The organism is Vibrio nigripulchritudo ATCC 27043 (assembly GCF_000222685.1).
In the GTDB taxonomy this organism is placed as follows: domain Bacteria; phylum Pseudomonadota; class Gammaproteobacteria; order Enterobacterales; family Vibrionaceae; genus Vibrio; species Vibrio nigripulchritudo.
The window spans coordinates 32,035-57,001 of record NZ_AFWJ01000300.1 but is presented as its reverse complement, the minus strand read 5'-3'; the positions used below and the strand labels follow the sequence as shown (position 1 = coordinate 57,001).

Sequence of the window (24,967 nt, the reverse complement as noted above, 5' to 3'; positions counted from 1 at the left end):
ATCACGATTGATTCGGTTTTTTTATATCTAAAGAACACAAAACACAACACGGAACTTTACACAAAAACACCACAATGCTATAAAAAACTACACATCATTATATTAAACTGTCATTTTCCAAGGAGGGAAAATGGATTCGAATAGCAATGGTTCATCCCAAGCCTATGATTTTTTGATAATTGGTGGAGGCATTTCAGGTGTTTCTCTTGCTCGCGAGGCTGCACTGAGAGGGTACTCAGTCGCCGTACTGGAGAAGAATGACTTCTCTTCAGGAACGAGTAGCCGTTCAGGTAAACTCATACACGGAGGCGTGAGATACCTGGAAACCCTTGACCTAAAGGTCGTTCGTGAATCCTGCAGAGAACGAGAAACACAGTTATACATAGCTCCTCATCTAGCTAAAACTCAGCCTATTCTGTTCATATCAAACTCACAGGGCAAATATCGCCCCTGGCAGCTCAAGATCGCGCTGACTTTTTACGATTTTGTATCAGGTAACCCTCAAAACAGAAAAAGTAGAATATTTAGTAAGAAGAAACTGAAAGATAAAGAGCCTCTGCTCAACTCAAATGGACTTAAAGGGGCAGGGTTGTTCCATGACTTGGCAACCAATGACGCCAGATTGACGATCGATACCCTTAAAAGCGCTGTGTCTCATGGAGCCGTCGCCATGAACTATACGCAGGTAACGGATTTACTTTATAACAATGGCAAAGTTTGTGGAGTTAAAGCAACGAATCAGATATTAAATCAAAACTTTGAAATATCAGCTTCATACGTAATCAACGCCTGCGGTCCTGGCGTCGACTCTATCCGGTTAATTGATGATCCTAATGCTAAACCTTTGATGAAACCTTCAAAGGGTGTCCACCTTGCATTTAGCAGTGAGAGATTGAACGTTAACCATGGTGTATTCATGCATGTTGCCAGTGATAATGGCCGCATGAACTGGGTATTGCCAAGGGATGAAGATGGGTACGTATTTGCTGGCGCTACTGATTCCTATTACGACGGTGACATTGATAACCCATCTATAACAGATGCTGATATATTGCATGTACTGAATGCTACCAATGAAATGTTTCCAGACGCTAAACTAACGAAGCAGGACATCATTTCAGCATGGTCGGGCTTAAGACCCCTGATAAGATCGGATTCAATATCTGACGCCAGTAAAGTATCAAGGCGCCATCTGATCACTCAAAGTTCATCTGGGCTGTACACTCTGGCTGGCGGAAAGTTGAGTACCTGCCGCCTAATGGCAGAGGAAACCATTGATTTTGTTGAGGCAACAGAAAAGCTCGACAAAACAAAGAGCTTAAGTCACATCACTCCTATTTCTGGTGGAGAATACTTCTCCAAGCACAATCCTATTCATAACAGCGTTTTGTCTGAACACGATATAGAGAGAATACAGCGTAACTTTGGCAGTAACGCGTCAAAGGTACTTATGCTCACTTCCTCTTTAGACGATAAGTTGGAAGCTTTCGGTCCTGGTTTTCCTCTTACTCCAGCAGAAATTCGTTATATAACCCGTCACGAGCATGTCGTTCATCTGACCGATGTTTTGATACGGCGTACTAATATCTTTTTTCAGTTAAAGGATGCGGGTCTGTCTCAGCTAAACGTGATTGGAAAGCTCGTTGCCCATGAACTTAACTGGTCTAGAGACCGACTAAATTCGGAAATCATTAAGTATCAGGAAGAAGTCGCAAATAATCGTGTATTTAGTTCTTCAGAGCTTCAATGCCAATAAGTGAATCACTCAAAATTAAAATTAGGTGGCAGTTATGACTAAACAACTAATATTGACCATTGATCTAGGCTCTAGTGGAATGCTTTTGTCTGTCTTCAGCAGTTCAGGAAAGCTACTGGGAGAACATAAGCAGACATATACACCAGATACAGACACGAACGGTAAAGCGACGTACGACATAAACGCGATGTATGATTCGATGTTATCGTCGATAAATCACCTATTTTCGTCAGACTCTTTTTCAGCAAACGATGTTGGTGTAATAGGTGTATCTGGCATGATGGGCGGAGTACTAGGTGTTGATAAACATGGTTCTCCCACTTTCCCCTACACCACATCTTTAGATACGCGTTTTCTCCCACACTATGAAAACATGGTGCGTGATTACGGTGCTGAGATCCGAAATGTGACCGGAACCTGGTACCCGACTCTGGCTCCAAAAGTGAAATGGATGGAAGACCTGTCGCCAGAAAGCTTTGAAAAAACGGTTAAAGTCGTACCTATTACTAGCTATATAGTGGGTCATCTTTCAGAGCTTCCACCGGAAGACTGGGTTATTGACAAGTCTCTGCTTTGGATGACTGGTCTTTCGAATAAAAAGAGCCAGCAGTGGGATCATGGTATCGCTTCCAAGCTCAACATAGATCTGGAGCTTCTACCCCATATTGCAGAATCCACGGATATTGTGGCTTACACAACAGGTAAACTATCTACTCAAACCTCAATACCTATCGGAACTCCCGTTATCGCAGGCCTTGGTGACACTCCAGCCAGTATTGTTGGAGCTGGAGGCTTTTCACAGAATGTTGCAGTGGATATAGCTGGCACTTATCCAATTCTTTCCATGTCTACTTCTCATGCCTCTTATGACCACATAGGAAAAGTTGGCGAGATTTTTGGCTCTCCTGTGCCAAACATTTGCCACCCTTCTGTGTTCATTAATGGAGGAGGGCTGACTCAAAAGTGGCTTGCTGATCTCATGTTTGGTGACTATACCAACCATATTAGCCACTACGAAACTCTCTCACAGGAAGCAAAATCCATCGCGCCAGGGTCTGATGGTTTACTCTGTAACCCTCATTTTGGTGGTCGCGCTTGTCCACCAGACGCAAGTGTAAACGCCGGAGCATTCGTTGGATTGAATTGGGGACACAAAAGGGCTCACCTATATCGTTCCTTTTTAGAAGCTTTAGCTTATGACTTATCCCTCACTTTCACCCAACTTTCAGACGACCTTGGAGAGCAAGTTAAGGAAGTAAGGGGGGTAAGTGGGATGGCAAACAATTCGCTTTGGAATCAAATGAAGGCCGACATCCTAAACCTTCCATATGTTGAGATGGATAACAAAGAAGCGACTGCGTTGGGTACAGCGATAACCGCAGGAGTATCTGTCGGGTTATTCGAGAATTTTGAAAAAGCCATTTCAGATATTTGCACGTCTAGAAAGGTCTACAAACCGAGAGCCGAAATCCATAACGCCTACTTTCCTTACATTGAAGCTTACAGGAAGCTCATTGAAGGCACGCCCATACCTAAAGTGGACAATCTATCCTTTTAAATAAGTTAGGTAAAAATGAAGTTCTCGGGGAGGTAACCCAAGAACTTCATCTTACTTTGAACAATTGAAATCAAGTTAAGTACGAATTTAAAGTGCTGCTACGTTCACACCAAATCGATCACTGAATTAATCAAGTTGTCGGCGCTGGTATCGGTCACGATCAGATAGTCGCCAGTCTCAGTGTAGAACTCCGCGATGGTGTAGTCTGCGGTGTAGTCGACACCAAAATCATTCAGTCGCTGAGTCATCGCTGATGACAGATCTTCAGCCGTATACGTAGAGAAGTATCCAGCATATTCCGCCAGCCCGACATCAATCGTCAAGTTCACATCGGTAAAGACCATAACATTGGCGCCGCCGTCGTCATTGTCTGCCCATGTCCCCTGAAGGTTGTTATCAAGTAAGTCTTTCGTAATATGAAGGTTAGATGCACCATCTCCGATGACCACTTCAAAGCCGGTAAACTGAACGGCATTGTCTCCGCTCAGATACAATGCATCGACCCCTTCACCGCCGTGAACTTCTCTGTGGCTTGTACAATCCGGTGCAGACAAGTCCATCACGTTAACAATGTCGTTTCCTTTCCCGGCAGAGATATTGAACTCGGTATAATCCCCACCAGCTATCTCAAAGAAACGGATAGTGTCATTGCCATCGCCAGTATCAATGTTGAATTCATTACTCCATGCCCCACCGTTCGAAAGTACATGAACGTTAACTTCATCGTTTCCGTTTCCTGTGGTGATGTCACCTCGCTTGGCTCCGTAAACGTTGACCGTGGCTCCGTTGTCCGACATAGAACGAATATTCACATCGACGAAGTTTTTTACGTTAATCACATCCGTATTTGTGGTAACCAACGCTTCCTTGAGCCCTTCTGTGTTCCATTTCCATACAGAAACGTCGGTGACAGATTTATTTTCCCCATTTACCCAAACGTTTTGAGAACTGATGGATAATAAGCCTTCTTTCACCACGCCGTTACCGAAGTGCGTAACCAAAGAAGGGTTTTTGTCCACCCCATAATCATCCAGATACTGCGCAAATTTAGTAGTAGTGAGTGATTGCGGGTCAATAGCCATTTCATTGACAAGCGTTTCTACTACACTGCCGACATAAATGTCGGATTTTATTGTGTTACCTAGCATAGCCACTCCTGATATCTATCTTTCAGAAATAAAGTCTACTCCCTATGCGCAGAAGGGAATATTCACGCCTTTACACTTAGTTCTAAATTGGGGAGCTGTGATCCAAATTGTCATACTTTTGTCACGCGACCTAAGTAATCAAAATGCCACCCGTGCCAAATAAAAAATAAGCCGGTTTTCGACCGGCTTATGAACTTGACGCTTTTCTTATTTCTAAGATGCAGAATGAAAGGTTTCATCGTTGCCCGCACGGGTAAGCAGACCATCGCACGGAGCGAAGCGATCCCCATACTTCTGGGCGAACTCATTCATGATGTTCACCAGCTCTTTCAGCCCAATCTGGTCCATGTAACGGAACGGTCCACCTAAGAATGGAGGGAACCCAATACCGAAAATAGCACCGATATCGCCATCACGCGCACTACGAATGATTCCTTCATCCAGACATCGTACGGCTTCATTTAACATCGGTAACACACAGCGAAGTGCAACGTCTTTTTCTGGTAATTTGGATTCTGGCGTCAGCTTAAGTAGTTTGTATACGCTCTTATCGACGTCCTTTTTCTTACCTTTGTAGGTGTAGAAACCCTTGCCACTCTTACGACCTTTGCGCCCATCATTGAGCAAGGTATCGAACACATCCGGTGCTTTGAAACGCGCCCCGAGTTCTTCCACCAGAATTGGAATGATTTTAGCCCCAACATCGACGCCCACTTCATCCAGCAAGGTGATTGGTCCTACCGGGAATCCGAAATTGAGCAGTGCCTCATCCAGAACTTCGATAGGCTCACCACTTAACAGCAGATGCGCGGCTTCATTCATGTAGGGTGCAAGAATCCTGTTCACGTAGAAGCCCGCTTTATCGGCAACCACAATCGGGGTTTTACCTTGCTTACGAGCAAAGTCTACCGCCGTTGAAATCACTTCATCGGATGTCCCTTCGTGAGGAATCACCTCCACCAGTGGCATTTTCTCTGCCGGGCTGAAGTAATGAAGACCCACAACATTTTCCGGACGCTCACATTCAGCCGCAATTTGGTGTATCGGCAATGAAGACGTATTGGTCGCAAAAATAGTCGACGCTTTACTGTTCTCCTCAATGTCTTTCACCATCGTCTGTTTCAGACCTAAATCTTCAAACACAGCCTCGATCACCATGTCGGTTCCGCGATAACCCGTGTAATCCGTCCCTCCGGTTAATTGGGACATATTGAATTGCAAACCCGCTTTGGAAAGGATGCGGCGCTTTTTCTGCTTAGAAAACAACTTAAAGTTGTAATTCAGCGCGTTCATCACGCCGTCGTTAGACACATCTTTCACTCGAACCGGCACTTTCGCTTTGGAAACGGAGACATGGCTGATGCCTGCCCCCATCAAGCCGCCGCCAAGCACACCAACCTGGTTGATCTTTCTTGGCTGGGCGTCACTGCCGTTTTCTTTCTTCATTTCTGTTGTGGCGAAAAAGATAGAGCGCAATGCCTTCGATTCAGACGTCATACACAACTGACCGAATTTCTTCGCTTCGATGGCAAGCCCCGCTTCCAGCCCCTTTTCCAGACCTTCACCGATCACCGCAAGAATGGCTTCGGCTGCCGGGTAGTTTCCGCGCGTCTTTGCCAAAGTCTTTTTGACTGCCTGATCAAACACCAGCTTACGACCGAGCCTGTTGCCAGAAATCAGCTTTTCTTTGGTGTCTGCTTTGAATTTCGCTTTTTTCTTGCCCGCAAACTGTTTCGCGACATCAAGTAAAATGGAATGCGGCACACTTGCATCAACCACGCCCAGCTTTTTGGCTTTCTTTGCTCTGAGCTGTTTACCCGTAAGAATGAGATCCAACGAATTCAGCAGACCAATTAGCCTTGGCAGACGCTGTGTACCACCTGAGCCAGGTAACAGGCCTAGCTGAACTTCAGGCAGACCAAGACGCGTTTTATCGGAATCGGTACACACTCGGTAGTCACACGCTAGGGCAAGCTCCAAGCCGCCACCGAGACATGGACCGTGAATGGCAGCCACTGTGGCAAAAGGCAAAGCTTCAAGCCGAGCAAACATTTGTTGCCCCTGTTTTGCCAGCCCTTCAGCCTCTTCTGCGGTTGTACACGCATCCAGCATTCGCACATCCGCACCAGCAACAAAGTTGTCGGGCTTTAAGGAGTGGATAACTAATCCTTTCAGCTCGTTCTTTTTCGCTTCAAGTTCAAGCAAAATCGCCTGCATTTCGTCGGCAAACTCAGCTTGAAGGGTGTTCATTTTCTCACCCGGAACATCAATCGCTAGCCACGCCAGATTCTGTTCATCAATTGTTAGCGTAAATGCACTTTGACCCGCCATTACTCCACCTCCAAAATCATCGCAGCGCCTAGCCCACCAGCCGCACATGCCGTATTCAATGCCAGCCCACCACCGCGTCGTTTCAGTTCTCGCAGTGTTTGAGTAATCATGCGCGCACCTGTCGCGGCAAATGGGTGACCATAAGCAATTGAACCACCCAGCACATTGAATTTGTCCATATCAATCTCGCCAATCGCTTTATCTCTTCCCAACACCTCTTTTGCGAATTTGTCGCTGGCAAACATCTTCACGTTTGCCAGAGTTTGTGCAGCGAAGGCTTCATGCATATCGATAAGAGTGAGATCAGATAAGTTTATCCCAGCGCGGTCCAGCGCAATAGGAGTCGCGTGTGAAGGACCCATTAGCATGTCTTCTTTGACATCAATAGCAGAAAACGCATAAGAGCGAATAAAGCCCATGATTTCTAAACCGAGCTCTTTTGCACGCCCTTCGCGCATAATTAATAAAGAAGCAGCACCGTCGGTTAATGGAGTCGCATTTGCTGCCGTTACACTGCCGTACTGGCGATCAAACGCTGGACGGAGCTTGGCATAGCCCTCAATGGTAGAATCCTGACGGATGTTGTTATCGGTATCGAGCCATTTTTTATAAGGTTCTGGGAACGCCGTCATCACTTCATCACGAATCTTCCCTTCCTTCCAAGCCTGAGCAGCCAGAGTATGAGAGCGATGAGCCAACTCGTCCTGAGCCTGTCGGGTAATGCCATGGGTTTTCGCCATTTGTTCGGCGGTTTGCCCCATTGATAATCCGGTTGAGTATTCAGCAACAGCAGGAGGAACTGGCATAAGATCTTTAAATGACAGCTTGCGTAAAATTGAAAGTTTCTGACCCGCCTTTTTTGCTTTGCTCAATGCAAGGAGTGACGCAGCTAGTTTTTTTGAAACGCCAATTGGTAGCACAGAAGAGGAATCGGCTCCCCCGGCAACACCGATATCTATTGCGCCCGCCATAATACTTTCCGTCACGTTCACGGCTGCCTGAAAGCTGGTTGCACACGCTCGGGTAACACTGTAAGCGTCAGTATGGATGTTCATTCCTGTACCCAGAACAATTTCACGTGCGATGTTAGGAGCTTCAGGCATCTGAACTACTTGCCCAAATACAACTTGATCAATCAGGGCTGGATCAATGTCCGCACGAGTCAGCATTTCGCTCACAACCATCTTTCCTAAGTCCACGGCAGGGACTTGAGAAAACTCGGTACTCTGCCTTGCAAATGGCGTTCTGAGCCCTGCGACAACCGCTATCCTTTCACCGGAACGCGTCCTTAAATCCTGAATGCCCATTGTTTCTCCTTAAAGAGGTCAGACCTGTTATGTAACAAAAATGTTATCAGATTAAAACGCATGTTTGAATCGCTTTTTCTTTTATAGCGTGATCTAGAGCTAAAATGTAGAGACATCGGTTAAAGAAATACTATATGAAAGGTAGAAAAGACGGGGGATAACTGTGATAAATAGGCAGATTAAGTTACATTAAAACTGTGAATCTGGAACTGTAACCAAAAAAAAACCACACATATAGTGTGGCAGGAATAGATATATAGCGTATCGCCAAAATCAAAAAATCAGTTTCCTGATTAGGAGAAAGTAAAGTCAGCCTTCAAAAGGAAGTGTCATCTTGCTCAACGTGTCAGCCATACTGGCTAACGAGATGACAAGATGTACTATAACCAGATTCCATATGTGGATTTTGAATTAGATCAATTTATTTGTAGTTTATGCAATGCTGCCAAGAGGATTTTTGTTCACAGAAGCCATTCGCAACTTTTTTGAACAATGTCTTATAGACACTCCAAAATCTTCTTAACAAAAAGTTCGCTTGCTTTCAGCAGGTTAGAATTAAGAAGTGTTGACCTTCCATAGACACAACCAGAGCAAACGGAGGCTCAGGTGTCGATAATCGATTTTTTTGGAAAGAAAAAAGAGAAGCGTCCGGTCAATTCTGATATGGACAAGCAAAAAAGATACGAAGCGCTCGTGCGCGCTTATCATACCGACCTGTATCGCTATGCGTACTGGTTGTGTAAGGACAGCCATGTCGCAGAAGATTTGGTTCAGGAAACCTGTTTAAGAGCCTGGAGAGCAATTGATAGTCTTCAGGATGAGAAAGCAGCGAAATCTTGGCTCATTACGATTCTGCGCCGTGAAAATGCACGTCGTTTCGAGAGAAAACAGTTAGAATTGGTGGATATTGATGACCACGGGAATGATGCAAAAGTCAGTGATGACCCGCATCACCAACAACAGTGGCTTCAAAATCAGATTATGAAATTAGAGATCGAGTATCGCGAACCGCTGTTTCTCCAAGTTGTTGGAGGGTTTAGTGGCGAAGAGATCGGGCAGATACTGGAATTAAATAAAAACACAGTAATGACTCGATTGTTCAGAGCCAGAAACCAGCTCAAAGAGATGCTTGAAGATTCTCAATCGGATATGGGGGTGCATAATGGATGATTTAGAATTTCGCCGTCGCATTATGTCAGATCCAAAAGACAGGGACGACGAAATCGAAATGGCGATTTCTGAAAACAGTGCCAACGGTAAATTTGTCGATGACATTTTAAGCCTGGATGCACAGATAGAAAAAGCGATGAAGGTAGATGTACCAGATGGCTTGGCAGATCGTATTTTATTTAACCAAAGTGCCGAAACCGAGCAGCCAAAATTCGCGAAAAAAGCGCTTGCGATGGCAGCATCTGTAGCCTTTGCTTTTGGACTGTTAGTAGGACAAGTAAACTGGGGCGGATTGGTTGTTACACCAGCATACGCGACGTTAGCAAATACTGCTTTGGCACACGTGACGGCTGAAAAGCCATTTATTAATCCTATCGATGAAAACGTGTCTTCAACTCAGATTAACGTGAAAATGAAGCCATTTGCGTACCACTTCTCGCAAAACTTCCCTTATCACGTTTATTACTTAAACCACTGTGGGTTTGGCAAATCTAACGCCATGCATATGGTGTTTGAAGGTGAACATGGTCGGGTGACACTTTTTGTTACCAATATTCCGGCACCTAAGTCTGAGAAATTTGTGAAAGACGGCATGTCAGGCATCGTGATGCCTTTAATGGATGCCAGTATGGTAATCGTAGGTAGCATGGATGAAGATGTAGAGAAAATCGCAGAAACGCTGAAACCTATAATTCATCCTGCTAGCTAAGCACTATAACAATGCCTCATCACTTCGATGGGGCATTTTTTTATCTTCTGTATCCCACCAATTATTCTTACCATCTTTACCACTGGTAATTGACACACTTCACAACAATTTACTGTGCTTTTTTCCTCATTTCCTGAATGTTATCTACGCTTTAAACAATGGTCGGATTTCATTTAATGGTTCTCAGAATTAATATCTCCGCCATTGAGTAAAAGCTCAACTAAAAGCAGGGTTACCTACCCCTATAAAAGGTAGGTATGTACAGTTCCAAGTAACTGACTTGGAAGAAAAATAATAAGGTAAATCCTATGAAAAACTCGCGTCTGTTTAAAAAAACGGTTATCGCTACCACTATTGCTCTCGCCTCTCAACAAGCTATCGCGGCTGGTTTCCAGCTTAATGCTCAATCTGCGACTGGTCTTGGCCGTGCTTTTGCTGGTGATGCAGTAATCGCAGATAACGCTTCAGTAATGGCGCGTAACGCGGCGGCAATGTCTCTATTTGAGTCATCTCAGTTTTCTGGCGGCATAAACGTCATTAACACTGAAATCAAAGTCACTGACGTTAAAGCTGGCGGTCTTGTGGCAACACAAGATTCAGCGAAGAACACATCTTCAACTCCTGTACCAAACATCTACTACATTCACCGTCTAAGCGACAAAATCGCTCTAGGTGGTGGTATCTACTCGAACTTCGGTACTAAAAACAACTTTGATGACTCGTTTGGCAAAAAGCTAAACCCTGCATTAGCTGGTTTTGGTGGTAATACTGAAATCAAGAGCGTGAACTACGCTCTGGCAGCTTCTTACCGCGTAAACGAGCAGTTAAGCCTGGGTGCAGGTCTGGACATTGTTCAAGGTTCAGGTCTAATGAAGCGTGACACAACAGGTAATGCGCTTGATTTGGATGTATCAGGTACTGGCTACGGATTTAATGTTGGTGCTGTATATGAGCTTGACGATCAAAACCGTTTCGGTCTGGCTTACCATTACAGCCCTGAAATCAAGGCAAGCGGCACTATCAAGCTTAAAACTGTTGTAGACATCTCTAACGAAGATTTGCTGCTACCACTTCCTAGCATGCTTGAATTCTCTGGTTACCACGAGCTGAATAACACTGATTTCGCGGTTCACTATAGTGTTCAGTGGATTGGCTGGAAAGCGTTCGACAAGATTGAAACAAGCAAGGGTACGTTCTCTAAAGATTACAACTGGAAAGATGGCTACCATTTCTCACTTGGCGGTACATACTTCCTGAACGAAGCTTGGACACTACGTGCTGGTTACATGTACGACACGGCTGCTCAGGACGAGCTCACATCCATCTCTGTGCCTGATTCTAACCGTCACTGGTTGTCAGCGGGTGCAAGCTACAGCTTTGCTGAAAAGCACACTGTTGACGTAGGCTTTACTTACCTGATGGGTCAGGACGTTGCTGTAACAGAATACAGCCCTTCTGCGCCAACAACGGTTGCTATGACGGCTACAACACACGCAAACGCAATCCTAGCGGGTGTTCAGTACAGCTACAGCTTCTAAGAAGTTAACAACTGTTCTTAAATTGAAAGACCGGCACTCGCCGGTCTTTTTGTTTTATTCTCTTAACTGGCTCAGCCACATTTGAGCATATTGACCGCCTTTTTCGAGTAAGGCTTCGTGAGAACCGCGCTCGATAATCTGGCCTTCAGAAAACACCACGATCACGTCTGAATCTACAATCGTTGAAAGCCTGTGGGCGATGGTCAATACCGTTCTTCCTTCTCCCATTTGTTTGAGGCTTTCCTGAATCTCGCGCTCCGTTTCTGTGTCCAGAGCAGATGTCGCTTCATCAAGCAACAAAATAGGCGGGTTCTTTAGCAATGTTCGCGCGATTCCAACACGTTGCTTTTCTCCTCCAGATAGTTTCAAACCTCTTTCACCAACCTGAGTCTGGTATCCATCGGGTAACTGTTCTACAAAAGTGTGTATCTTCGCAGCTTTAGCGGCTTGTACAACTTCTTCGTAAGTAGCATTTGGTCGACCATAGGCGATGTTGTAGTAGATAGAGTCATTAAAAAGCACTGTATCCTGAGGCACCACGCCAATCGCGTTGTGTAAGCTATCCTGAGTAACATCACGCAAGTCTTGACCGTCGATCCGTATCGCTCCGCTGGTTACGTCATAAAAACGAAACAGCAACCGACCTAAAGTAGATTTACCAGAACCAGATGAGCCAACAATCGCAACCGTCTGCCCCGCTTCAATATTAAGTGAGATGTTATTCAGGATTTGCCTTTGCGGGTCGTAGTGAAAGTCAATTTGATCAAACACTACCTCTCCTTGTTTAACATTTAGGTCCGGCGCGTTTTCTTTGTCTTTTACATCAGGAACTTGTCTGAGTAAGTCAAACATCTCGCCCATATCAATCAGTGACTGACGGATCTCCCGATACACATAGCCGAGAAAATTCAGTGGCATCATCACTTGCATCATGTAGGCATTGACCATGACAAACCCACCCACCGTCAATGCACCGCTACTCACATCTCTCACTGCCAGCAGCAGTGCCAGAACCATTCCACCATTTATCAGCAGAGCTTGCCCTAAATTCAATAAGGCGAGTGAGTTGACGGTTTTCAGAGAAGCGGCTTCAAACCCTTCCATAGAGTCGTCATAACGTTTCGTCTCGCGTTTTTCTGCGCCAAAATACTTAACCGTTTCAAAATTCAGCAAGCTATCGATGGCTTTCTGGTTGGCGTCTTTGTCTTTTTCATTCATCTCTTTTCGGATACGCACGCGCCATTCGGTCACTTTTGCGGTGAATACGATGTAAGTCGTCACCGTTACACTGACCACCAGTAAGTACCAGAAATCAAAAGCAAACAACAAAATAATTGAGATGAGTATCAATTCCAGAAGCAAAGGACCAATACTGAACAAGATAAACCGGAGCAGAAAGTCGATGCCTTTCACTCCTCTTTCCATTACTCGGCTCAGCGCGCCCGTCTTTCTGGTTACGTGATATCGCAATGAAAGTTTGTGTATATGGGAAATGGTTTCTAAAGCCACCGAGCGAAGAGCACGCTGACCCACTTTGGCAAATACGACATTTCGCAATTCCTCGAATCCAACCTTGAAGACTTGGTTCATACCGTAAGCGACAACTAGCCCAATCGCACCAAGCGCAAATAACCACTCTTGTTCATTGCTTTCTCCCGCCAAGAGGTCGACAACCGCTTTGTACAGAAAAGGAGCAAACACAGCGACAAGCTTAGAGATGCCCAAAGCAACCATAGCAATCACTACACGTTGTTTTACCCATGGCTTGTCTTCTGGCCAAAGGTATGGGGAAATCTTTCTAATGGTGTGCCAGCCACTTTCGCGTGCCTGGTTCTCGACCGCCTGATTATCTGGGATTGCGGTCTTATCCGTTTCTACATTGCTGGCGTCTGACATGTGCTTCCTATTCTATTTTTAGTTTTACTTAGGTCGACCCTAAGTATAGAGAGATAAATCGAGGGCTTGTTGATCCCGTCGCTCAATGTAAGACGTTTGAGAAACAAAAAAGCCTAACGAAATTTCGTTAGGCTCTCTTTAATTGAAATTTGCTTTCTGCAAACTACTCGAATTCTTCATCAAGATATTCGTCTAAGAAGTCTTCTTCATCTTCTTCGAAGGTTTCAGTTATGCCCGCTTTAAAGTCTCTTCTCTGAAGATAAACATCTCGTGACAGCGCATACGGATCAGGTGAAGATTCAAGTGTTCCTTCCTGAGGTATCAGCAGATAGCGTTTTTCCATACCTTCAAGTGCCCACTTTCCAAGCCCTGCCCAGAAATTCAGGAGAGATAGGGGTACGTACATGCCATCGACGGTATCGGTCGTTTTTCGCAACGTGATGGGACCATAACCTGGCACCATAAAATACGGACCATTGCCTACCCCATGATAACCAAGCATGTCACCAAATGCCCGCTCGTCGTATTTGGTGATCCCCGCAGCGGTCGCCACATCAATAAAGCCCAACAGACCAACCGTGGAGTTAATCCAGAAACGGTTGAAATGAGTCAGAGCCAGTTCACCCTCTCCCATCAGCAGGTTGTTGATCATACTTGCTGGTTCATCAAGGTTAGCGAGAAAGTTGGCTATACCACCACGTATCGGCGTTGGCACTGTTTCAACATAAGCCACCGAAATTGGGCGAACAATGTAAGGATCAAGATAATCGTAGTTGATATCAAACATCGCTCGGTTAAAGCTTTCAAACGGGTCGTTTGGATGAGATACGTCAGCTTCGGCATTTTCCCCTTCCGGCACAGAGGAACAGCCAACGGCAAAAGCCAACATCGCGAGCAAGAGCCAGGAACCAATTCTATTTAACAACATAGTCCTTTACCAAAAAAACAAAGACCGGCTGGTAGCCGGTCTTCCTATCAACTCGCTTTATTCTAATGATTTCATAATAATCAGCAATATGAATTGATAGCGATCCATAGGTTCTGTCGACCTAACGTAAGACAATACATTAATAACGTTTATCTATGATTAACGCAACACTATCCCCTAAATTAGCAACATCGCTTTCACCGTGCCAATCACCTTCACGCGTTGCAACATTGCCATCAGTATCAAGCCTTGCTTTCACCACCAGCTCATCCAAAGAAGAAAGCTTGATATCTTGGAGCATGCTGTTGCCATCATCGAGTACAACCGTGCGAGGGAATGTGCCGAGCGGATAACGCGCCGCTGCCACGGGCATCGGGCTGCCGTCCGCTCTGTGTACAGATACGATCAATACAGAATTTGGATCAGGGTTTATGCCTTCACCTAAGGAAACATTCACCTGAACAGATTGCCCTGGGGCAGCTCCTGTAGCACCCATTTTCTTCTTCGCGCTTTGAATACTTCTTTCCAGCATTTCATAGCGGTTATCAGACGGTCCAATCATTTTCTGCATCGCTCCCCAATAGCGGATTGCAGCAGCATAATCAGCACGCTCAAACGCATCAAAAGCCAGAAGCGAGAATACGCGAAGATCAACCATATCCTGCTGAACCAATCTATGGAGCAGCGACCTCGCCTGATTTTGATCCACCTCATCTGAAGACAGCATTAATGCCTGCGCATAGCCAAGCTGAATATCCGTGTCTTTTGGCTCTAGTCGATACGCTTTCTTCATTGAACCAATAGCGGTGGTAACATCACGGTTTGCTAGGGCAATTCGCCCGAGTAACATCCAGCCCGTTGAATCTTCTGGCTGATGATGAAGACGTGTACGCAGCGCCAGAGTCAGATCTTTCATTTCGTCATCAGTCAGTGCCTGACCTTGTGGAGACATCAACTTTTTCGTCAGCGCTGGAAGGTTACCTTCTGCCTGATGCCAATCCACAACTTTCTGTGAACCACCGAATTGGAAGTACATGCCATATGACAGTGCCGCCACAAACAGAACCGACGGGATCGCAACCATTGCTGTCGAAATCTTGGTTGTCGCTTCGTCTTTTTTGGCTTTTGGCACATCATCCAGCAAAGTTTGTTTCAGGTCAGCAATAAGGTCTTGCTGGTTTTCAACCAACCCTTCTTTGGCTTCTTCTTCAAGTTCATTCAGGCGATCTCGGTAAAACGCTTTATTGAGTTCATCACGGCGAGCATCATCATTAACGGCACGCTTCTGAATTAAAGGAAATGCAATTAATACACTGGAGATAGCGATGATTGCTGCTGTAGCTATCCAAAAAAATGTCATTTTTTCGCGTCCCCATTGTTATCGTCTTCTTTAAGTAGCGCCTGTAATTGCGCTTCTTTATCTGCATCCCATTCTTCGTCAGTCACTTTTTCAACGACTTTCTGTTTGCCCCGGCTACGCACGACAATCAAACCAAAGCCGATCACCAGTACTGCAACAGGACCGAGCCAAAGAATGGAAGTCGCTGCAGTAATTGGAGGGTTGTAAGTCACGAAATTACCGTAACGTGCGATCATGTAGTCTATGATTTCCTGTTCAGACTTACCCTCTTTCAGCATTTCATACACTTTTTGGCGTAAATCCTGAGCAAGAACGGCATTGGAATCGCCAATAGAGTTGTTCTGACATTTCGGGCAGCGCAGGGTGTGACCGAGCTCTTTGAACAGTTGCTCCTGCTCAACCGTGTCAAACTCATAAATCTCAATACTAGCGAGCGCGGGCACAGCTAAGATTGCCAAGCCGAGTAAAAATCCACGCAGTTTGCTGATCATTTTGCCGCCTCCTCTATCAGTCTCTGATAAATCGGCTCTAACGTTTCTGCCCAGTTTTTCTCGTTCACATCCCCGACATGACGGTACTGAATGACACCCTTAGCATCGACGATAAAGGTTTCCGGCGCACCATACACACCCAGATCTAATCCGAGCATTCCGTTTCCATCAAACAGGCTAATCAGGTACGGATTCCCGAGTTCATTCAGCCACTGCACCGCTTTGTCTCGGTTGTCTTTGTAGTTCAGACCAATGATTTTGACATCCTTAGAAGCCAGCTCATTCAGGTATTTGTGCTCCGCATAGCAGGTCGGGCACCAAGTCGCCCAAACATTGATAAGCAAAGGTTCACCAACAAAGATATCCTGCTCATAAAGCTTGCCGGGTTCCGCCAGATCTTCGAGTTTGAAGTTAGGGACTGGCTGACCAATGAGCACAGATTCCAGCTTTGTGGGTCGTCTCCGCCTGCATTGCGACTTAATTGAGTTGCAAAAACTGCCACCAAAATTAGAAAGAAAGCTAACGGGGCAAATAAAATATTTCGGTTCATTTATGCCTCCTTTTCTTTCAATGCAGCTGCAGATTTAGAAGATTTTCTGAAACGGTATCGCTTATCGCTAATGGCAACCACACCGCCAATTGCCATAAACAGACTGCCCAACCAAATCCAGCGAACAAACGGTTTGTAGTAAATTCTCACTGCCCACGCCTCGCCGTCATCGAGTCGTTCACCCATGGCAATATACAGGTCACGAGTTACGCCACGATCTATCGCCGCTTCCGTCATCATAGATTTAGCTGTGCGGTAGAAGCGTTTTTCAGCGTGAAGCACGTTTACAAACTTGCCGTCTTTGGTGATTTCGAAATCGGCAATGTAGCCGTCGTAGTTTGGACCATCTTTGTCACGTAGCCCCTGGAAGTAGAAGTTGTAACCCTGAATCTGGAAGTTCTCACCCGGTGCCAGTCTCACATCGCGTTCAATGCTGTAGTTCTGCACCATCGCGATACCAATCACCGTGATAGCCATACCAATGTGACCCAGCATCATCGCCCAGTGGCTTCTTTGAAGCTTGGTAACACCCACTTTAAATTCCTGACGATGTGTCGCGCGTTGATGGAGCTCGAAACCATGCATAGCGATAATCCAGATTGCCATCACCCAGCCAAGAAACGCTAAACCTTCGAATTTGTCCGCCAGTAGGAAAACAAAACCCGCTCCCAATACAACAGACAGAACACCAGAAACAATCATGGGTTTAACTAAGCTAGTGAGGTCATCGCGCTTCCAGCGAATCAAAGGACCGATACCAAGCAGGAAGGCGAAAGGCACCATTAACCAAGTAAACAACATGTTGAAGAAAGGCGCACCGATAGACACAGAGCCTAATCCAAGTTGCTTGTGAACCAGTGGAAGTAATGTACCCACTAACACCACAACCAGTGCCGCCACCAAAATGATGTTGTTCGCAAGCAAGGCGTTTTCACGGGAGAAGAGTTCAAAGTTACCTCGAACCCGAACTGTGGAACCTTTTAGAGCAAACAGAAGCAGTGAACCACCGATGATAAACACCAGGAAGCCGAGAATGAACATGCCGCGAGACGGATCGGAAGCAAATGCATGAACCGACACTAAAATTCCTGAGCGCACAAGGAATGTTCCAAGCAAACTCAATGAGAAAGCGGATATTGCCAGTAGCACTGTCCAAGCTTTAAAGGTGCCGCGTTTCTCCGTTACTGCAAGTGAATGCATCAACGCCGTGCCCGCTAGCCATGGCATAAAGGACGCATTTTCAACTGGGTCCCAGAACCACCAGCCTCCCCAGCCTAGTTCGTAATACGCCCACCATGAACCGAGAGCAATACCCAGAGTCAGAAACAGCCAGGCGGCGGTAGTCCATGGTCTGGACCAGCGTGCCCACGCGGTATCTAAACGCCCGGTCATCAGAGAGGCGATAGCAAAAGAAAACGCGACAGAGAACCCGACGTAACCCATGTACAACATAGGAGGATGAATAATCAGTCCCGGATCCTGAAGTAACGGGTTCAAATCTCGACCGTCTACCGGGAAAAATGGCAGAGTGCGCAAGAAAGGATTGGAAGTGACGATAATAAACAGCAGGAAACCTACTGTAATCATTCCCATAACCGCTAAAACACGGGCAACGGACTCTTGGGGCATACCTCGGCTAAACGTGGCCACAGCGACTGTCCAGGCTGCCTGAATCAGTACCCAAAGTAGTAAAGACCCCTCGTGAGCACCCCAAACCGCTGTTAAACGATAATACCAAGGTAACTGGCTGTTCGAGTTTGTCGCCACATAAGTCAGAGTGAAGTCGTTTGTGTAGAACGCCCACAGCAGCACCAGAAACGACGCCATTAACAGGAGGAACATCCCCCACGATAGCGGTCTCGCCGTATTCATCAATGTGATGTTGTTTTTAGAAGCACCAACTAATGGCAGGATACTCAACAATACCGCAAAGCCGAGCGACACAATCAGGGCAAAGTGCCCGAGTTCTGCAATCATTGTGTGCTCTCCGCTTTCTGCTCATCAGTATAGGTCAGAGGCTCATGCACTTTTTCCATCGCCTCTGCTATTTCTGGCGGCATGTATTCTTCATCGTGCTTGGCAAGTACTTCAAACGCCTCAATGGTCGTTGCATCTCTCAATACGCCTTGCGCCACAATACCCTGACCTTCGCGGAAGAGATCCGGCAATATGCCGTCATACAAAATCGTTACCTTAGGACCAACATCGGCAAGGTCGAACTGTACTTGCAGGGATTTGGAATTACGAACTACAGAACCTTCCACAACCATTCCGCCGATACGCAGACGCTGACCCACTTCTGGTTTGGTTCCGTCAGGCTTACCATGGACTAGCTCTGTGGGGGTATAAAACAGGTCCATATTCTGATTCAGTGCATAAAGCATTAGACCTATGGTTGCGCTCAAGCCAAAAAACAGTGCGAGAATCAGCCCGAGTCTTTTTTTACGTCTTGGGTTCATAATGTGTTCTCCATGTTTTTAGCTGCGTCAATACGAGCCTGACGGTCAATTTTCGCGTTTACTTCACCCAGTAAATCTTTACTGCGTTTAATGCTGGCAAAAAGCAGGATCAGCATGGAGAGAAAAGTGATGCCAAAAGCACCCCATACATATGAGGCGTAGCCGCCCATAGCAAGAAAATCACTGAAAGAATCGAAATGCATGGGCTACCTCTTAACGCCAAGTGGAGATGATGCCAACGCTTGAACCCAAGGACGGTGGCTCTCTTTGCTTATGATTTCATTCTTGAATCGGATCAGAGTCAGTGCTCCAAAAAAGAAAGCGAAACCCAGAATATTCAGCAGTAGCGGCCAAAGCATGTCGTTAGAGATAGAAGGCTTGGCAAATTTGGTAATGGTTGCCCCTTGGTGAAGGGTATTCCACCATTCAACGGAGAAGTGAATGATAGGAAGGTTGATTACGCCGACTATTGCCAGTATCCCTGCTGCTTTAGCCCCGGTTTTCTGATCGTCAAACGCGTGATACAACGCGATCACGCCAAGATATAGGAACAACAGGATCAATTCAGAAGTTAAACGAGCATCCCAAACCCACCACGTGCCCCACATTGGTTTACCCCATACTGCGCCTGTTACAAGGGCAATAAAGGTGTATACCGCACCAATTGGTGCCATTGCAGCGGCTGCCATATCTGACAACTTGAGTTGCCAAACCAAACCTATAAAGGCGGCAATCGCCATCGACATGTAAACCCCCATCGACCAGATAGCCGAAGGAACATGGATGTAGATGATTCGAAAACTGTCACCCTGTTGATAGTCGGAAGGCGCGTAAGCCAGCCCCCAAATGGTACCGGTGACGAGAAACACAGCCGCAAGAATAGAAAACCATGGCAAGAGCTTGTCGCTCAGCCTATAGGCATTCTCGGGCTTGGCATAGGGATGTAGCCATTTCCACATGGTTAAGGTCTCACTCTTACTTCTAGGGCTTCCTTATTTAAGACTCTAGCGGTCCACGGAAGTTGTAATATTAATTTTGAAATTGCGAGGTTTAGAGACTGTCATCTTTAAACCTGTAGCACATTCCTATCACTTTAACGGAATGTTAACTAAAAAAACTTGTTCAATATCAATTGACACTTATGCGCAGTGATGCACTTATCGCAAATGGTGTTAATGTTGCCGCTCCCGCAAGCATTGCACCAAGAATTGCCAGTTGTCCGTTATACGCAACGCCTAAGCCCGCTGCGTCAATTGCTGATGTTGCAAAGATTAAGATCGGTATATATAGCGGTAACACAAGGAGGCTCAGAAGTACCCCTCCTTTTTGCAACCCGACAGTTAGTGCAACGCCAATTGCCCCGACAAAGCTCAACGTAGGTGTGCCGATGAGTAACGTTAAAACAACGGCACTCCAAGTATTAAAGTCTAAAGACAGCAAAATAGCCAAAAGCGGGCTAATAAGAATCAGAGGGACGCCAGTAAGCAGCCAGTGAGCAATCACTTTCGCCATAACTGCTAAAGGTAAAGGGATGGGCATCAGCATCATTTGCTCAAGTGCGCCATCCTGGAAGTCGTCACGAAACAGCCTTTCAAGAGAAAGCAGTGCGGAAAGTAAAGCGGCTACCCAAACGATTCCTGACGAAATTCTGGCAAGCAAATTGGGCTCAGGACCAATACTCAACGGAAAGAGTGTAACCACAATAATAAAGAACCAGAGCGGGTTTAAGATATCGGCCTGTCGGCGAAATGCGATTAATAATTCCCGACGGACGATGGCTACCATGGCGCTTATCATATTAATCACCCAACTTGATTTTTCTTAGTAGAGAGTTGTCGGTAAACATGTCTTGGTGCGTGGTCAGCAAAACCATTCCACCTTTCTCAGCATGCCCTGCGAATAGAGATTCCAATACTTTGACGCCTTGTTTATCTATCGCAGTTAAAGGCTCATCAAGAATCCAGAGTGGGTGCTCACTTAACCATAAACGAGCCAGTGCAACCCGACGCTGCTGACCAGCAGAAAGCTTGCCAGCAGGAATGTCCTCTCTTCCTGCTAGACCAACCTGAGCAAGTGCTTTCCATAGTGCGTCTTCGTCACTCTTTCCTTGATGAACTTGCATGTAGTAAGCAAGATTTTCGTATGCACTCAGCTCTTTTTTTACGCCTGTCTGGTGTCCGAGAAACAGCAGGTCTGAATGGTATTCTTCCCTTGAAGAGAAAATGCTCTCTCCCTTCCACTGAATTTCGCCACTCTCTGAGTCTCCAAGCCCTGCGACAATTCTCAATAACGTGGTTTTTCCAGTTCCATTTCGACCTTCAATTTGGAGTAGATCTCCAGGGTTTACTTGAAAGGAAAGAGACTCGAACAACACTCTTTCATCACGAACAGCAGTAAGGTTGGATACGTCTAACATGGTAAAAGTCTTGATTTTATTGAGGGTATATCTTAGCACAATGCCCACCACTCTAAAGGGGAACACTGTTCTGAGTTTCACGAAACTGAGTAAAAATCTGTTAATGAATCATCACAAAACATTAAATCTGTTCACTTGATCAAATAACTTGTTTTAATTTGCGGATACCCGAACTCTTGGACGATGACGAGCGCCGAAAAACAAAAAAGGAGCCGCCGGGCTCCCTTTCGTTATGTAGAAGTATCTTTTGGATCATTTTACGTTTTTTTGAGGACGTCTTTGATCTTGTCTTCGGCGAGGTGCAGCACGACCACTTAATGGAGGCACTTTTTCCTTGCCTGCTATTTTGTTTTGCAGTGACATCATTAACTCGGCTTCGGCTTTTGGCAATTCACACTCTTCTATGAGTTCGTTTATGCCTGCCCCTAACTGCACCATTTTACTGGCGCGAGTATAAAGCCTGCCGTCGTTATCTGTATGCTCTAATTCAGTAATTCTCTCGCTGATATGCTGAATCAGATCTTGCTGCTCAGCGACTTTCTGACCGAGTCCCACCATTACAGAGCGCACTTCCAGCAATTGTTTGTTCGTTTTTTGTAGTTCTTTTTCCAAACCACGAACTTGCTGTCTATGCTGATCCGCTTTCTGGCGGCTGCTCTTTCTTACTCGAAGAAAAACGATCACTAGCAACGAAGCGACTAAAACGGAGCCGCCCGCTACCAATGGCAAAACAGAATACAACTCGTCAGCCATTATAGGTGAGCCATTTCTTCCCACTCTTCGTCAGAAAGAAGTTTGTTCAGGTCAACCAAGATTAGAAGCTTACCATCACGGTTGCTTACACCCTGGATGAACTTGGCACTTTCATCTGTACCAACGCTTGGAGTGGTGTCGATTTCAGAAGAACGCAGGTAAACCACTTCGGCTACGCTATCCACCAGGATACCGATAACCTGACGCTCAGATTCGATAACGATAATACGAGTGTTGTCGGTAATCTCACCCTGCATCAGACCAAAACGTGAGCGAGTATCGATAACCGTGACAACGTTACCGCGAAGATTGATGATACCCAGTACGTAATCTGGTGCACCAGGTACTGGAGCAATTTCGGTGTAGCGAAGAACTTCGCGTACCTGCATTACGTTAATACCGTAAGTCTCATCTTCTAGCTGAAACGTTACCCACTGCAGTACCTCGTCGTTAACTTGGTCTTTTCTTACTTCTACTTCATTAGCTTGAGACATGTTTTATCCTCATTTGTGTCGCTACCGACAATTCTACTACTAACTGTCTAATGCTTTGACGTCCAGCCCAGCATTGAGCATGGAAACTAATTCTTCTACATGAATTAAAGCACACATTTTTTCTTTAACCATGCCAGCGAGCCAAGGTCTTTTGCCTGCGCTTTCACGCCAGCGAACTTTTTCTGGGTCCAGCCACTCTGTCCCCAACAGTTTGTTCGCGGCTAACCCCCAATGGCTTTCACCCAACATGACGATGTATTCGTAATTTTCTCGATGAGAGTTATCTGTCAATTTCTCAGACATCACCCAACGAGCCGTGTCCACAACGTCTAGCTGGTCACTCCGGTTCGTTTGCAGCCCCAGGTACCAATCTGGTCTTCCAATTAGGTGGTTAAGCTCTTCGTTCTTACGATGAATACCACCTAACTCATCCAAAGGAACCGCAAATGTCACACCATTTACGTCAAAATAAAGTGCCTGAAACGCTTCATTTCTTGCAACAGTGTGCCAAGTATCTTCTGCATCACCGCCACTTTGAGTTTCTGGTGCTGCGTCCACTTCAGTATCAACGGTGGATTCAGGTTCCTGTACTTCAACCTCAGGTTCAGATACTTCCTCCTGAACCACTTCTTCCTGGGTCTGAACTTCCTGAACCTCTGGAATATCTTCCACAACAGGTTCTGTGACATCCCAGCTTTGAATCTCGTCAGAAACCACCTCGACTGCTGGCTCTTCAACAGCAACTTCTTCAACAACATCCTCTTCAGGGCTTAGCGTGGCAATTTCCGCTGTGTTCTGAACGATAAGCTCTTCAATTTCTGGTTCATCAGCAATGTTGGTTGACTCAAGCTGGCTAAGCAGCCTTTGAACATCCTCTAAATCAGGTGCTTCAAATTCGTTGTATACAGTTTCAGTATAGGACGGAATAGGCTCAGGTTGTACTTCTGGCTGAAGTTCTAACCCGTAGTCAGCCAGATTCGGTTCTTCTTCCTGCTCTGGCTGAGCTTCATCTAATTCTTGTTCTTGAGTTTCCTGGCCCTGGTCTGACAGGTCCTCAGCGCTTGCAGTATCAACTGCTAGTTCTTCTGTTTCTGCATCAGAAGAGTCTATTGCGCTATCGGCTTGTTCACTCGGAACACTATCAGTAGAAATCTCGGTAGGAACTTCTGCCACCATTTCTTCCGAAACGGGTGTTTTTTCTGCAACGGCGGCGTTTTGCGCTTCGCGAGCCTCAGCTTCTACGGACGACATTAACCCCTCTTCATCAAGAAGCGAGGTAAAATATTCATCCAAAGCCTGTTCACTCGAAAGCACTGAATCTTTAATCATCGAAAGCTAACCTCTCGAGATAAAGTAATAGCTGCTTATAGGCAAAAACGCCACGACTGCCAGACGCAAAATGTGAGGCAGGTAAGTGTTTTAAGCTCGCATCGCGAAATTTTGTATCAATTGGGATAGCGGAAGGCCAGACCTGATTCGGATAACCTTTCTTCAACTGAGTCAGAGTCTGCAATGACGCATTGGTGCGCTTATCGTACATGGTTGGAACGATAGTCGTCTTGAACGGGTCTGGTCGAGATTTCTGCATGATAGCCAGCGTTCGAACCATGCGCTCCAAACCTTTCATAGCGAGGAACTCGGTCTGAACCGGTATCAAAATGCGATCGCTGGCAGCCAGCGCATTTACCATCATTACCCCAAGAATAGGCGGGCAATCAATAAGCACGTAATCGTACTCATCTTCAACGGAAATCAACGCTTTTTTCAGAATCAGCCCCATGCCGCTGCGATTACCCATGACACGATCCAGCGTAGCCAGAGACATGTGTGCAGGTACAATATCAATGTTTTCAATATCGGTGCCCAATATCAGGGCTTGCACATTGTCTTTCTCGACTTGTCTAAGCTGGAATAGGTCAAATAGACTGGATGGAACCTCATCCGAGTCGTACCCCAGGTAAGTCGTTAGCGACCCATGAGGATCAGTATCCACAAGCAGGACACGATGTCCCTGCTTGCTCAAAAGTCCTGCCAGAGTGACCGTTGTCGTGGTCTTCCCTACACCACCTTTTTGGTTAGCAACGCTCCAAACTACCACATTGG

At 45.9% G+C, this 24,967-nt stretch carries 23 protein-coding genes; 5 read left to right on the top strand and 18 right to left on the bottom strand.

Translation table 11 applies throughout. The features are described from left to right. Positions 1-130: 130 nt before the first annotated feature. On the top strand, positions 131-1,756 hold the full coding sequence (locus RH89_RS24585) for a glycerol-3-phosphate dehydrogenase/oxidase (protein WP_004407937.1): 1,626 nt from the start codon (positions 131-133) through the stop codon (positions 1,754-1,756). Between the two features lie 34 nt (positions 1,757-1,790). Continuing rightward, positions 1,791-3,314 carry a xylulokinase gene (locus RH89_RS24580; RefSeq protein WP_004407934.1) on the top strand — a complete coding sequence of 508 codons (1,524 nt, stop codon included), beginning with the start codon at positions 1,791-1,793 and terminating at the stop codon, positions 3,312-3,314. Between the two features lie 104 nt (positions 3,315-3,418). On the opposite strand, the gene RH89_RS28900 is transcribed toward RH89_RS24580, so the two are convergent. The 3 genes from RH89_RS28900 to fadI form a co-directional block, all read right to left on the bottom strand. Beyond that, positions 3,419-4,462 (bottom strand): hypothetical protein, encoded by a 1,044-nt coding sequence (locus RH89_RS28900; RefSeq protein ID WP_004407932.1) that lies wholly within the window; start codon positions 4,460-4,462, stop codon positions 3,419-3,421. A gap of 213 nt (positions 4,463-4,675) precedes the next feature. Next, positions 4,676-6,793 carry a fatty acid oxidation complex subunit alpha FadJ gene (gene fadJ, locus RH89_RS24570; protein WP_004407931.1) on the bottom strand — a complete coding sequence of 706 codons (2,118 nt, stop codon included), beginning with the start codon at positions 6,791-6,793 and terminating at the stop codon, positions 4,676-4,678. Then, positions 6,793-8,100, bottom strand: a complete 1,308-nt coding sequence (fadI, locus tag RH89_RS24565; RefSeq protein ID WP_004407929.1) for an acetyl-CoA C-acyltransferase FadI — start codon at positions 8,098-8,100, stop codon at positions 6,793-6,795. The genes fadJ and fadI overlap by 1 nt, the downstream gene beginning before the upstream one ends. Before the next feature lie 663 nt (positions 8,101-8,763). Here fadI and RH89_RS24560 point away from each other — a divergent pair. The 3 genes from RH89_RS24560 (at position 8,764) to RH89_RS24550 (ending at position 11,517) form a co-directional block, all read left to right on the top strand. After that, complete coding sequence (locus tag RH89_RS24560) at positions 8,764-9,270, top strand: sigma-70 family RNA polymerase sigma factor (RefSeq protein ID WP_230690586.1); 507 nt, start codon at positions 8,764-8,766, stop codon at positions 9,268-9,270. Beyond that, positions 9,263-9,979 carry a DUF3379 domain-containing protein gene (locus RH89_RS24555; protein WP_004407925.1) on the top strand — a complete coding sequence of 239 codons (717 nt, stop codon included), beginning with the start codon at positions 9,263-9,265 and terminating at the stop codon, positions 9,977-9,979. The genes RH89_RS24560 and RH89_RS24555 overlap by 8 nt, the downstream gene beginning before the upstream one ends. A 308-nt stretch (positions 9,980-10,287) precedes the next feature. Next, the gene (locus RH89_RS24550) at positions 10,288-11,517 is read left to right on the top strand and encodes an outer membrane protein transport protein (RefSeq protein ID WP_004407923.1); all 1,230 of its coding nucleotides are present in this window, start codon (positions 10,288-10,290) and stop codon (positions 11,515-11,517) included. A gap of 54 nt (positions 11,518-11,571) precedes the next feature. Here the strand turns inward: RH89_RS24550 and RH89_RS24545 are convergent, their stop codons facing one another. The 15 genes from RH89_RS24545 to RH89_RS24475 all read right to left on the bottom strand — a co-directional run bounded on the left by RH89_RS24545 (position 11,572) and on the right by RH89_RS24475 (position 24,962). Beyond that, complete coding sequence (locus tag RH89_RS24545; RefSeq protein ID WP_004407921.1) at positions 11,572-13,413, bottom strand: ABCB family ABC transporter ATP-binding protein/permease; 1,842 nt, start codon at positions 13,411-13,413, stop codon at positions 11,572-11,574. 163 nt (positions 13,414-13,576) lie between these two features. After that, on the bottom strand, positions 13,577-14,341 hold the full coding sequence (locus tag RH89_RS24540; protein WP_004407919.1) for an MlaA family lipoprotein: 765 nt from the start codon (positions 14,339-14,341) through the stop codon (positions 13,577-13,579). Between the two features lie 139 nt (positions 14,342-14,480). After that, complete coding sequence (gene ccmI / locus RH89_RS24535) at positions 14,481-15,701, bottom strand: c-type cytochrome biogenesis protein CcmI (RefSeq protein ID WP_004407917.1); 1,221 nt, start codon at positions 15,699-15,701, stop codon at positions 14,481-14,483. After that, positions 15,698-16,192, bottom strand: coding sequence for a cytochrome c-type biogenesis protein (locus RH89_RS24530; RefSeq protein ID WP_004407915.1), 495 nt, complete (start codon positions 16,190-16,192; stop codon positions 15,698-15,700). The genes ccmI and RH89_RS24530 overlap by 4 nt, the downstream gene beginning before the upstream one ends. Continuing rightward, positions 16,189-16,674, bottom strand: a complete 486-nt coding sequence (locus RH89_RS24525; RefSeq protein ID WP_244410440.1) for a DsbE family thiol:disulfide interchange protein — start codon at positions 16,672-16,674, stop codon at positions 16,189-16,191. The genes RH89_RS24530 and RH89_RS24525 overlap by 4 nt, the downstream gene beginning before the upstream one ends. A gap of 68 nt (positions 16,675-16,742) precedes the next feature. Next, positions 16,743-18,719, bottom strand: a complete 1,977-nt coding sequence (locus RH89_RS24520) for a heme lyase CcmF/NrfE family subunit (RefSeq protein WP_004407911.1) — start codon at positions 18,717-18,719, stop codon at positions 16,743-16,745. Beyond that, positions 18,716-19,201, bottom strand: coding sequence for a cytochrome c maturation protein CcmE (gene ccmE / locus RH89_RS24515; protein WP_004407909.1), 486 nt, complete (start codon positions 19,199-19,201; stop codon positions 18,716-18,718). Before ccmE ends, RH89_RS24520 begins: the two co-directional genes overlap by 4 nt. Then, positions 19,198-19,404 carry a heme exporter protein CcmD gene (ccmD, locus tag RH89_RS24510; protein WP_004407907.1) on the bottom strand — a complete coding sequence of 69 codons (207 nt, stop codon included), beginning with the start codon at positions 19,402-19,404 and terminating at the stop codon, positions 19,198-19,200. The genes ccmE and ccmD overlap by 4 nt, the downstream gene beginning before the upstream one ends. Positions 19,405-19,407: 3 nt before the next feature. Then, complete coding sequence (locus tag RH89_RS24505; protein ID WP_004407905.1) at positions 19,408-20,160, bottom strand: heme ABC transporter permease; 753 nt, start codon at positions 20,158-20,160, stop codon at positions 19,408-19,410. 169 nt (positions 20,161-20,329) lie between these two features. Next, positions 20,330-20,998, bottom strand: a complete 669-nt coding sequence (ccmB, locus tag RH89_RS24500) for a heme exporter protein CcmB (RefSeq protein ID WP_004407903.1) — start codon at positions 20,996-20,998, stop codon at positions 20,330-20,332. Between the two features lies 1 nt (position 20,999). After that, positions 21,000-21,617, bottom strand: coding sequence for a cytochrome c biogenesis heme-transporting ATPase CcmA (ccmA, locus tag RH89_RS24495; RefSeq protein WP_004407901.1), 618 nt, complete (start codon positions 21,615-21,617; stop codon positions 21,000-21,002). A gap of 252 nt (positions 21,618-21,869) precedes the next feature. Further along, on the bottom strand, positions 21,870-22,370 hold the full coding sequence (locus tag RH89_RS24490) for a DUF2802 domain-containing protein (protein WP_004407899.1): 501 nt from the start codon (positions 22,368-22,370) through the stop codon (positions 21,870-21,872). Beyond that, complete coding sequence (locus tag RH89_RS24485) at positions 22,370-22,864, bottom strand: chemotaxis protein CheW (RefSeq protein WP_004407897.1); 495 nt, start codon at positions 22,862-22,864, stop codon at positions 22,370-22,372. The genes RH89_RS24490 and RH89_RS24485 overlap by 1 nt, the downstream gene beginning before the upstream one ends. A gap of 39 nt (positions 22,865-22,903) precedes the next feature. After that, positions 22,904-24,193, bottom strand: a complete 1,290-nt coding sequence (locus tag RH89_RS24480; protein WP_004407895.1) for a chemotaxis protein CheW — start codon at positions 24,191-24,193, stop codon at positions 22,904-22,906. Then, the gene (locus tag RH89_RS24475; protein ID WP_004407893.1) at positions 24,186-24,962 is read right to left on the bottom strand and encodes a ParA family protein; all 777 of its coding nucleotides are present in this window, start codon (positions 24,960-24,962) and stop codon (positions 24,186-24,188) included. The genes RH89_RS24480 and RH89_RS24475 overlap by 8 nt, the downstream gene beginning before the upstream one ends. Between the last annotated feature and the right edge of the window lie 5 nt (positions 24,963-24,967).